This is a genomic window from Nocardiopsis trehalosi NBRC 14201 (assembly GCF_001552555.1).
GTDB classification, from domain to species: Bacteria; Actinomycetota; Actinomycetes; order Streptosporangiales; family Streptosporangiaceae; genus Nocardiopsis_B; species Nocardiopsis_B trehalosi.
This window is the reverse complement of record NZ_BCRK01000199.1, coordinates 1-11,013: the sequence shown is the minus strand read 5'-3', so window position 1 is coordinate 11,013 and position 11,013 is coordinate 1. Positions and strand designations below refer to the sequence as shown.

Here is an 11,013-nt window from a genome sequence, read left to right as displayed (position 1 = left end):
CCGCCCGCCGCTCGGCGGGCGGCGCGGGGGCGTCTGCTCCTGGCAGAACGGATGGCGCACCGGCTCCGCGTGCGGTCGAATCGGTGCCATGAGGAGATTCCGCTTCGGGGTGAACTTCGGCGGCGTCGGCATCGACGCCTGGACCGCTTTCTGCCGGACCGCCGAGCGGTCGGGGTACGACACCGTCCTCGCCCCCGACCACCTGGGCGCCCCGTCCCCGTTCGCCATGCTCGCCGCCGCCGCGGTCGCCACCGACCGCCTCCGGCTGGGCACCTTCGTCGTCGACAACGAGTTCTGGAACCCGGCGCTGCTCGCCCGCGAGGCCGCCACCGTCGACCGCCTCTCCGGCGGCCGCCTCGAACTCGGCCTCGGCGCCGGGCACATGAAGGCGGAGTTCGACGCGGCGGGCCTCCCGTGGCGGCCGCACGCCGAGCGCGTGGACCGCCTGGAGGCGGCGGTCGGCGCCCTCGACCGGCTCTTCGCCGAGGGCGGCCAGGAGCCGCGCCCGCACCAGGCGCCCCGGCCGCCGCTGCTCATCGGCGCCCACGGGGAGCGCGCCCTGCGCGTCGCGGCGCGGCACGCCGACATCGTCGGTTTCGGCGGGCTGACCCAGGTGAAGGGCAGGCCGATGGGGACGTTCACCCTCGCGGGTTCCGAGGAGACGCTGCGCCGCGTCGCGTTCGTCCGCGAGCACGCCGACGGCCGCGACCCGGAGTTCAACGTCCTGGTCCAGGCCGTCGTGCTCACCGACGACGCCGAGCGGACCGCCGACGACCTGGCCGCAGCGCACCCCGAGTTCGGGCTGGCCACCGGGCGGGCGGTGCTCGACAGCCCGTTCGTCCTCGTCGGCACCGTCGAGGAGGTCGCGGCCGAGATCGTCCGCCGCCGCGCCGCCTACGGGTTCAGCTACGTCAGCACCCACGGGCCGTTCGCCGACGCGCTCGCGCGGGTCATCCCGGTGGTGCGCCGCCTGGCAGGGGAGGAAGCGGGGGTCAGCTGATGGCGGTGGCCAGCCCGGTGCCCGCCGCACTCAGCACGGCGCACAGCAGCAGGCCCCCGGCGAGCACCGCGGCGGAGGGGCGCGGCAGGGCCGCCGCGCCGCGCGTCCCCGCGACCCGGCGGGCGGCGGGCGGGACGACGGCGGCGTTGACCGCGTAGACCACGAGGACCGCGCCGAACGCGGCGGCGAACGCCCCGCCGAACCCCGTGCCCGGGTCGGAGCCGAGGCGGTCGGCCGCCGCCAGCGCCGGAACGGCGACGAGCAGCGCCACCGACGCGACGCCGAACGCGGCCCGCACGGCGATTCCGGCGCCGCGCCCGGCGGCGATGAGCAGCAGACCGGCCAGCGCCGCCATCATGGCGGCGCCGGCGATCCCGAAGACGGCGATGGTGACCAGCGAATCCACCCCGCCATTCTGTCACCGCCGCACAGCGGGCGGCGCCGGGGCGGCGGTGAACCGGATCGCACCGATCCGGTCGGCCCGCCGCCGGTCGACCAGCAGCAGGCTCCGCGACCCCGGCAGCACCGCCCCGGGGCCGCCCCCGCACGCCGCCAGCACCCGCCGCCAGCGGCGGGTGTGCGCGCGGTGGCTGCGCGCGGTCACCCGTCGGCCCCGGGCGTACTGGCTGCGCCGGGCCTCGCCGGGGGCGACGTCGATCAGCAGCAGGTGGACGCCGACGCCCGACCGGCGGCAGTACCAGCCCAAGAGCCGGCGCACCGCCCGCCGGGTGCCGGTCTCGTGGACCACCACGGGGTCGCCGGTGCGCAGGGCCGCCGCGACCCGGAGGTAGTGCAGGACGTGGACCACCCACCGCCACGCCGGGTAGGGGACGCGGCGCAGCAGCGGGGTGAGGCGATTGCGGGACTGCTGGGAGTCGACCACGCGGACCCCGTCGCTGGTGCGCACGGTCGCCGTCGCGGTGCCGTCGAGGCCGTAGAGGCGGTTGAGCAGGGTGCTCTTGCCCGCGCCGGGGACGCCGCCGAGCAGGACGAGCGACCGGCCGGGGTAGCGCAGGACGTCGGCGGGCGGCGTCCGGAGGGCCGTCGGGGCGGCGGGTGCGGGTCGGAGGGAGGTTGGCATTCCTGGTGTGCGCCTTCCGGAGGAGGTACGGGCGGCCCGCCCGGGCACGCTGAGTGGCGGCCGCGGATCCCCGGGACGGCCCGCACCTCCCTCAGGCCCCGGATTCTCGCGCTGTCCCGCTTCTTACCGGGCCAACGCCCGGCTACAGCGCGTGGTTCCGGCCCCGGCCGTACGCGCGTCCGCGAACCGACACCGTCCGCCCCCCAGGGCGCGCCGCGACGGAAGACCGCCTTCGGGGCGTCCCCACCAGGACGCGCGTGCCCAGGCCCCGGACGCGGGAACCGGCGCCCGCGCCACGTCCCGCCCGGCGGTCCGCCTGGGCGGCGTGTGCTGGGGTGGTGCCGTGGTCGACCCGCCGGTCCACCCGGACGGCGTGCCGGTGATGGCGCCGTGGTCCGCCCGGGGGTCCATCCGATCGGCGTGACGCCGGTGGTGACGCTGTGGCCTGCTCGGGGACCGCCTGGTGGGGAATGCGCCGGTGGTCGAGCCCGTCCCGCCCGGGGGGCCGTCCGGACGCCGGTGGTCGCGGCCCTCCGCCGCCGACCGGCCGGCCGGGCGCCGACGGGCCGGAGCGGGGGAGTCGCGACCGCCCCGCACGTCGGGCTCGGTCCACCCTCCTCCGCCCGGCCCGCCGCCGCGACCCTCGGGCGCGGTGGTCAGCGGCGACCTCGGCGCCGTTTGCGGTCGTGGACGCGCATCTTCCGCAGGTCGGTGACGTCGATGCGCGGATCGTCGGCGTAGCCCAGGCCGTGGGCGTCGAGCGCGGCGAGTGCCGCGAGGGCGGCGGTGTCCTCGTCGTCGTCGGGGGCGGCGGGCACCTGGCAGCGGAACGTGAACACGGTCGCCCCCGCGTCGCAGCTCAACGTGCCCGCCTCGGTGTAGGCGGGGCCGAAGAAGGCGTCGTCGTCGGCGGTCCGTGCGCGCAGGGCCGCGCGGTCGGCCTCGCTGAGGTCGGTGAAGCGGCCGCGGATGGTGACCCGGAACACCGGGGGCGGGTTCATGCCGGGCCTCTCTTCTGGTCGTTGCGGACGGCGTATCCGAGGACGCGCTCGCTGAGGACGCTCTCGGCCGCGTCGATCAGGGCGAGGACGGCGGCGGCCACGTCGCGCGGCCGCTCCCCGGCGGCGACGCGCGCGCCGATCTCGCCGAAGACGAGGGCGTGCACCCAGCCGATCTGGCCGGCCACCAGGCGGGGGAGGGGGTCGTCGGGGGCGGCGCCGGTCTCGGCGGCGAGGTCGGCGGCCAGCTCGGCGACCATGAGGTCGCCGAGGTCGTGCAGGCGGGCGGCGAGCGTGGGGGCGGCCGTCATCATCCGCAGCACGGGGGCGAACCCTTCGGTGAGCCCGACGGCCCGTTCGCGCCCCCGCACCTCGGCGCGCAGCCGGTCGAGCACCGCGGCGGCCGCCGAGCACCCGACCGGGCGCTCGCGCACGATCGCCGCGAGCCGCCGGGGCGACGCCTCCTCCGGCGGCAGGACCAGGTCCTCCTTGGACCGGAAGTGGTTGTACACGGTGTTGACCGACACCTCGGCGGCGTCGGCCACCTCCGCGATGGTCACCCGGTCGAAGCCCCGCTCCACGAACAGCCGCGTCGCGGTGTCGGCGATGTGCCGCACGGTCCGCCGCCGCTTCCGCTCCCGGAGCCCTTCCCCGCTGTCCTCCCGTTCGGACACTCGTCCGCCTCCGCATCGGTCGTATTGTTGGAGTCCACTGCAAAAATACAGTGCGTTTCGACTCCATGCGCCCGTGCACCGCCATCGCCCCGCTCGGAGACCGGGCACGTACCGATCCGAGAGGCCCTTCCCGCTTCAACTCCCGTCGGCCACCCTCGCCCCTGCACCCCCGCCAATGGAGGACGCCGGGCCAGCGCACCCCGCCGCCCGGACCGAGACGGACGCCAGGCAGTCACGCCCCCACTCGCCGAACGGGCGACCGCCGCCGGGCGGCACCGCCCTCCGGGCGCTGCCGTGCGCCCCAGGCCTCCGTAGGCGGTGTTCCTCTGCCCCAGGCCGTCCGGTGCACCGTCGCCCGTATGGGGGTTCACACCGCCCGTCCGGCCCTGCGCGGCAGGGGCGGCTCGGGCCGGGCGGCCTAAGCGTCCTCGGGGTCACCGGCGCGGTCGGCGGCAGCCCGGTGGCGTCTGTGCCGACCCGGGACGGTGGTGGGCGGAGCGCCGTGTCCGGTCGGCTTCGGCAGGGCGGGTGGTCCGGCGGGACGCGGGTGCGGGAGGGCCGCGCCCTCCGGGTCCAGGTCCGGCCGACGCGGACGGCGGAGGGGATCATCCGTGTGTCGGGTGGGCGGAGATCGTCGGTGGGTGGCGTCGCCTTCGGGGGGCCCGGTGGCCGTGCCGATCGCTTTCGGTCCGGACCGGCGGCGGTGGTCCGGCCGGACCGGAGGCGGCACCGGTCGGATGCGTGGAGGCGGTCTGGGCGGACGGGGGACGCGGTCGGACGGTGCTCTTGCCGCGTCGGTGGGGCGCTGCGTTCGGCGGTGCAGGTGTTCGGTGGCGGGCACGCCGTTGCCAGGGTCGGGAGCCGGGGGCCGGGGCGCTGGTCGGTGGGGCGTTGCCGGGCGCGTTCGTCCGCATATGAACGGACCCGCCGCGCGAACCCCGCGTAGTACGGGCCGACGTGTGGTCCAGGCCGGGACGCCGAGGTCCATGGCGGCCGGGCCGGTGGTGCGGGCGGTGGTGGCTCGGTGAGGTCCACGCCGGTTCGGGGGTTGGGGGGTGTGGTCGGGCCGTGGCCGGGGTGGCTTTGCGGGTGGGGTGCGACGGGGCGCGGGGGTGGGGGAGTGGGTCAGGTCTGGGTGAGGTGGGAACCTGTGGGGGACTTGCGGACGGTGAGGCGGGTGGGGATGCGGGTGCGGAGGTCGGCGACGTGGCTGACCACGCCGACCGCCCGGCCGCCGTCGCGCAGCGCGTCGAGCACCTCCAGCACCTCCTCCAGGGTGTCCTCGTCCAGGCTGCCGAAGCCCTCGTCCACGAAGAGCGTCCGGATGTCCGCGCCGCCCGACTCGGCACCGGCGACGTCGCCCAGCCCCAGGGCCAGCGCCAGCGAGCAGAAGAACGTCTCGCCCCCCGACAGCGTGGCGGGGTCGCGCTCCTGACCGGTCCACGCGTCGAGCACACGCAGCCCGAGGCCGCCCCCCGACCGGGTGCGGTCGCCCGCCGCCTTGTCGACGGTGTGCCGCAGCACGTACCGCCCGCCCGACATGGTGCCCAACCGGTCGTTGGCCGCCGCCACCACCTGCTCCAGGCGGGCCGCCAGCACGTACGCCGACAGCCGCACGCTCTCCCGGTTGGCCGGCGAGGTGCCCGCCGCCAGCCGGGCCAGACCGTCGGCGACGGCGTGCCGGTGCCGCGCCGGGCGCGACGCCGCAAGCCCCTCCTCCAACTCCGCGCGCAGCTCGGCCAGGCGGGCGGCACGCCGGACCGCCCGCTCCCGCCAGGCCAGGGCGTACTCGGCCGCGGCCTCGGCGTCCGCCAGCGCGGCGCGCAGCCCGTCCGTGTCGGGGGCGGGCCGGGCCGCCGCCGCGGCCAGGTCCGAGTCGTCCAGGACGGCGCGCACCGCCGCCAGTTCGTCGTCGTGGCGGCGCGCCCGCTCCCGCAGTTCGCGGCGCACGCCTTCGGCGCGTTCGGCCGCCCGCACCGCGTCGGCGCCGGTGAACCCGGCCTCCGCCAGCGCCCGCTCCGCCTCGCGTTCGGCGGCGCGCAGCTCCTCCTCGGCGGCGGCCAGCCGGTCCAATGCGGCGGCCGCGGCGGCGAGCAGGTCGGCCTCGCCCGACAGCCGGGCGATCCGCGCCGCCAGGTCGGGGTCGTCCCCGCGGGCCGCGTCCAGCAGGGCGGCGAGCCGTTCCGCCTCTTCGGCGCGGGCGGTGCGGCGCTCCGCCAGCTCGGCCCGCTCGCGTTCGAGGTCGCCGACGGTGCGGCGCGCCTCGTCCAGAGCCGCTTCGATCTCGGCCACCCGGCCCTCCAGCCGGGTGATCCGCGCGGCCGCGGCGTCGACGGCCGCGACGGCGGCCTCCCGCTCCGCGACGAGCGCCCGCGCGGCCTCCTCGTCGAGCCCGTCGGCGGCCTCCGCCGCGGCGGCCCGGCGCTCGGTGAGGGACGCGACGTCGCCCTCTGCGGCGGCACGGGCGCGGCGTGCGGCCTCGGCGGCCGCCTCGGCGCGCTCCTCGTCCTCGGGGGAGGGGCGGTCCGCGCCGCCCGAGGCGGGGTGCGGGTGCTCGGCCGACCCGCACACCGGGCACGCGTCCCCGTCGGCCAGCCGGGCGGCGAGTTCGGCGGCCATCCCCGCGATGCGCGCCCTGCGCACCTCGTGGAGGGCGTCCACGGCCGCCTGGGCGGCGTCGACGGCCGCCACGCGGCGCCGCTCGGCGGCCGCCAGCTCGCGGCCGATCCGGGCGTGGGCCTCGGCGGCGCCGTGCCGCCGACGGGCGGCCTCCAGCGCCTCGGCGGCGTGCTCGCGCGAGCCCGACCGGCCGCGCGCCTCCGCGAGTTCGGCGGCGGCCCGCTCGCGCTCGGCGGGCAGCTCCTCGGTGCGGCGGCGGGGGCCCTCCAGGGCGGGGCCGATGGCGGCCAGGCGGCGCTCGATCTCGGCGATCTCGCGCAGGACGGCGCGGCGCCGGTCGGCGTCGCCGCGCAGGTGCTCCAGCCGGGCGACCTCGTCGCGGCGCCGCCGCTCGGCGGACCGCAGCCGGACGGCCTCGGCGGGCCGCAGGGCGTGCTCCCTTCCGGCGGCGTCGTCGGCTGAGCTGGGGCCGGGCCCGGGGCCGGTGCCGTCCACGTCGGCGTCGGCGTCGGCGGCGGGGACGGAGTCGGTGACGGAGGCGGCCTCCGGCCCGCCGACCACGTCCGGGTCCCGGTCGCCGGAGCCGGTCGCCGACGCGGCGGGGCGGTGCCACGCGCCGTCGGCCGCATCGGGCACGGCCCAGTCGGCGGGCAGGCCGAACCCGTCGTCCGACGCCGCGACGGACGCCACCTCGCTCGCGGGGGGCAGCGGGGTACGCCCGGCGTCCGGGGCGATGCCGCTGTCAGGGGCCGGCTCATGGTGGCCGGTGCCGCCCGGGACGCCCCCGAGGGGGAGCGTCGGCGCGGTACCGCCGTCGGCGGTCGGTTGGGTGGTGTCGCCGGGGCCCGTGGCGGGCCGGCCGGAGGGGCGTCCGGGGTGGTGTGCGGGTGCGGTGGTGCCCCCGGTGTGCGCGACGGCGCCGCTTCCGGGGGCGGGGCCGGCCCCTGGTGTGGGGGAGGGGCCGTCCAGGGCCGTGGGGTGCGGACCGGCGGTGGTGCCGTGTGCACCGTGGCCGTCGCCTCCGTCGCTGCGGCCGCCGTCGGGGGCGTGGACGGTGGGGGCGGAGTCGTCCGCTGTGGTCCCCGGGCGTCGGGCCGGTGGGGTGTCGTCGGTGGTCGGGGCGAGGTCGCCGGCGAGGTCGAGGTGGGCGGTGGCGTCGAGTTCGGCCTTGGCGAGCTGGGTGGTGCGGTGGTCGACGGTGCGCAGCAGCGGGACGACGGTGGCCGCGCGGTCGGCGGCGGCGATCTCGTCCTCCAGCGCGGCGCGCTCGGCGGCGCGGGCGGTCAGCGCCGCCATGCGGGCCGACGCGTCGGCGTGCCGGCGGCGCCGCTCGGCCAGCTCCTCGCCCGCCCGCAGCGCGTTCCGGGCCCGGTCGCGGTCGGCCCGCGCGTCGGCGGCGACCGCCTCCGCGTCCGTCGCGGTGCCCCGGGCGACCGACGCGAGTTCCGCCGCCCACGGGACCAGGGCGTCCAGATCGGTGGCGGGACGCGGCGTCCCCGCTGTCCCCGACGCCGGGGTGGCGGTCGAGCGCGGCGTCCCCGCGGCCTCCGGTCCCGGGGCGGTGGTCGGCCGGGGGGAACCCGCGACCTCCGCTACCAGGTCGGCGACGGAGCCGACGGCGGACTCGGCGGCGTCCGCCGCCGACCGCAGGGTGCGGGCGCGGTCGGCCAGCCACTCCTCGACCTGGGCGAACACCCCGGTGGAGAAGATCCGCTCCAGCGACCGCCGCCGCTCACGGGCGTCCGAGCGCAGGAACCGGGCGAACTCGCCCTGCGGGAGCAGCACGATCTGGCAGAACTGGTCCAGCGACAGCCCCAGCAGGTCGTCGATGAGCTGCCCCGCCTCGTCGGGCCGGTTGGTGACGCCGCGCCAGTCGCCGCCGACCAGCTCGGTGACCACCACCTTGGCCTTCTCCTCGGTGGTGCCGGTGCCGCGCTTCTTCGGCCGCTGCCACGCCGGGGAGCGCGTGATGCGCAGCCGCCGCCCGTTCAGCGTGGCCTCCAGCACGACCTCGGGCCGCCGGTCGGGCGGCGCGTGGTTGCTCCGGGGCGACCGGGCGGCCTCGCGCGCCCCCGGCACCCTGCCGTACAGCGCGAAGCAGACCGCGTCGAGGACCGACGTCTTCCCGGCCCCGGTGGGCCCGTGGATGAGGAACAGGCCGCCGTCGCCGAGCCGGTCGAAGTCGACGGTCTCGGTGCCCGCGAACGGCCCGAACGCCTGGACGGTCAGGGTGTGCAGCCGCATCAGCGCGTGGCCTCCCGGGTGCGGATCTCCTCGAAGGCGGTGCGGACCAGGCGCTCCTCGTCGGCGCCCGCGGGCGCCCCGCGCGCCCAGTCCACGAAGTCGAGCACCAGGTCGGTCTCGGACCGGTCCGCCGTGCGCTCCGCCCACGTGCGGCCGTCCTCCTCGGGCGGGTCCTCGGGGGCGAAGTCGAGGGTGAGCGCGTGCGGGAAGCGCTCGCGCAGCCGGTCCATGGGGAACGCGGGCCGCACCGGGTCGGTGAGCGTGATCTGCAGCCGATGCCCGGAGTAGGCGGCCCACCGGTCGCCGGTGAGCAGGTCGTCGATGCGCCCGCTGATGCGGGCGATGGGGCGCGGCACCGGCGCCTCGGCGAACGCGGCCCCCGCCAGCCCGGAGGCGTCCAGGTCCACGATCCAATACCCCTTGACGTGGTGCTCCTCGGAGAAGGAGTAGGCCAGCGGGGAGCCGGAGTAGCGGACCCGGTCGGTGATGGCCTGCCGCCCGTGCAGGTGGCCGAGCGCGACGTAGTCGACGCCGTCGAACAGCGACACCGGCACGTGCGAGGCGCCGCCCACCGAGATGTCGCGCTCGCTGTCGGACGGCTCGCCACCGCTGACGAAGGCGTGCGCCAGCACCACCGAGCGCGTGCCCTCCGGCCGGGCCGCCAGATCGGCCCGGACCAGGTCCATCGCGCGGCCGAGGACCGCCGGGTGCCCCCGCTCGGTCAGGCCCCAGTGGTGGCGGGCGATCTCGGGCTCCAGGTAGGGGATGCCGTAGAACGCCACCGGCCCGTGCTCGTCCTCGATCAGTACCGGGGTGCCGATGCCCTCCAACGAGCTGCGCACGTGCACGCCGGAGGCGTCGATCAGGTCGGTGGCGTAGCCCAGCCGCACCATGGAGTCGTGGTTGCCGCTCGTGAGGACGGCGCGCGCCCCGGTGTCGCGGATGCGGCCCAGCGCCTCGCCGAACAGCCGGACGGCCTCGACCGACGGCAGGGCGCGGTCGTAGAGGTCGCCGGCCACGCAGACGACGTCGATGCGCTCGGCGGTGATCGCGGCCACCAGGTGGTCGATGAAGGCCGCCTGCGCCTCGATCATGTTCTCGCGGTGGAAGGACCGGCCGAGGTGCCAGTCCGATGTGTGCAGGAGCCGCATGTTCCGCGACTGTACTGGAGTCGCCGGGGTGGCGCGGGGGGAAGCGGGGGCCGGGCCGCCCGCCCGGCCCCGCCGACCGCCGACCGGAGCGGGGGAGCGGGGCGGCGGCCCCGGCCCTCGCCCCGCTGTGGTCAGGGCCGTTCGCCGCCGGTGCGGGCGGCGGAGGCCTCCAGGGCCGCGCGCAGGTGGCCGCCGGCGTCGGTCAGCAGCCGGGCGGCGTCGGCGGCGCCGACCCCGGCCAGCAGCATCAGGATGGCGTCCTTGACCTCGCCCCCGGTGGCCGACAGCGCGTCCTCGATGTCGCCCTCGTCGGCCCCGGTGGCCAGCGCCACGATGCGGCGCGAGCGCGCCCGCAGCTTGGCGTTGGTCGCGCGGACGTCGACCATCAGGTCGCCGTAGGTCTTGCCGAGCCGGATCATGGTGATGGTGGAGATCATGTTCAGCACGAGCTTCTGCGCGGTCCCCGCCTTGAGCCGCGTGGAGCCCGACACCAGCTCGGGCCCGGTGACGATCTCCAGCGGGTGCTCGGCGGCGGCGCCGAGGGCGGAGCCCGCGTTGGCGGCCAGCCCCAGGGTGAGGGCGCCGCGGGCGCGCGCGTGCCGGACCGCGCCGACCGCGTAGGGGGTGCGACCGGACGCGGAGATCCCCACGACGACGTCCTCGGGGCGCAGGTCCAGCCGGTCGAGGTCGGCCGCCGCCTGCCGGTCGTCATCCTCGGCGCCCTCGACGGAGGTGCGGATGGCGCCGTCACCGCCCGCGATGAGCCCCACCACCTGCCCCGGCGCGGTGTTGAAGGTGGGCGGGCACTCGCTGGCGTCGAGCACGCCCATGCGCCCGGCGGTGCCCGCGCCGATGTAGACGAGCCGGCCGCCGCGGCGCATCCGCTCGGCGACGGCGTCGATCGCGGCGGCGATCGCGGGCAGCGCGCGGGCGACCGCGGCGGGGACCTCGGCGTCGTTGTCGTTCATCGCCCGCGCGAGGTCGAGCGTCGACCGGCGGTCGATGTCGGCCTGGTCGGGGCGGCGGGCCTCGGTCGCCAGCGTCGCGAGCTGGTCGCGCAGCTCGGCGGGCGGGCGCCCGGCGGCGGTCGTCGGGTGGCGGGTCTCCGGGGCCCGGGTATCGGTGCGGCCGATCTCCAGGTTGGTTTTCTCCCATGCTTCGGTCACAGAAGAAGGTTATTTTCATTCCGGCGCGCACGCCACCCCGGGGGGCGCGGATTCGGTACGGAGCGTGCGCGGCGGGCGGC

The 11,013-nt window shown here is 78.0% G+C and carries 8 protein-coding genes; 1 reads left to right on the top strand and 7 read right to left on the bottom strand.

The window, feature by feature from the left end:
* Window positions 1-88 precede the first annotated feature (88 nt).
* The gene (locus tag NT8_RS24310) at window positions 89-1,000 is read left to right on the top strand and encodes a TIGR03621 family F420-dependent LLM class oxidoreductase (protein WP_067974206.1); all 912 of its coding nucleotides are present in this window, start codon (window positions 89-91) and stop codon (window positions 998-1,000) included.
* On the opposite strand, the gene NT8_RS24305 is transcribed toward NT8_RS24310, so the two are convergent.
* From NT8_RS24305 to murQ, 7 genes are all read right to left on the bottom strand, one after another.
* Complete coding sequence (locus NT8_RS24305; RefSeq protein ID WP_169805255.1) at window positions 993-1,406, bottom strand: hypothetical protein; 414 nt, start codon at window positions 1,404-1,406, stop codon at window positions 993-995. The two genes, NT8_RS24310 and NT8_RS24305, sit on opposite strands and share 8 nt — an antisense overlap.
* Window positions 1,407-1,418: 12 nt before the next feature.
* Window positions 1,419-2,081: an AAA family ATPase gene (locus NT8_RS24300; protein ID WP_067974203.1), complete on the bottom strand. Its 663-nt coding sequence runs from the start codon at window positions 2,079-2,081 to the stop codon at window positions 1,419-1,421.
* A 656-nt stretch (window positions 2,082-2,737) separates the two neighbouring features.
* A complete protein-coding gene (locus NT8_RS24295; protein WP_067974198.1) occupies window positions 2,738-3,082 on the bottom strand; it encodes a DUF6204 family protein in 345 nt (114 codons plus the stop codon).
* Window positions 3,079-3,753, bottom strand: a complete 675-nt coding sequence (locus NT8_RS24290; protein ID WP_067974195.1) for a TetR/AcrR family transcriptional regulator — start codon at window positions 3,751-3,753, stop codon at window positions 3,079-3,081. The genes NT8_RS24295 and NT8_RS24290 overlap by 4 nt, the downstream gene beginning before the upstream one ends.
* Window positions 3,754-4,878: 1,125 nt before the next feature.
* Window positions 4,879-8,616: an AAA family ATPase gene (locus NT8_RS31080; RefSeq protein WP_067974191.1), complete on the bottom strand. Its 3,738-nt coding sequence runs from the start codon at window positions 8,614-8,616 to the stop codon at window positions 4,879-4,881.
* Window positions 8,616-9,767 (bottom strand): exonuclease SbcCD subunit D, encoded by a 1,152-nt coding sequence (locus NT8_RS24280; protein WP_067974188.1) that lies wholly within the window; start codon window positions 9,765-9,767, stop codon window positions 8,616-8,618. Before NT8_RS24280 ends, NT8_RS31080 begins: the two co-directional genes overlap by 1 nt.
* 131 nt (window positions 9,768-9,898) lie before the next feature.
* Entirely contained in the window at window positions 9,899-10,828 is a 930-nt protein-coding gene (murQ, locus tag NT8_RS24275; RefSeq protein ID WP_067974209.1) for an N-acetylmuramic acid 6-phosphate etherase, read from the bottom strand.
* Between the last annotated feature and the right edge of the window lie 185 nt (window positions 10,829-11,013).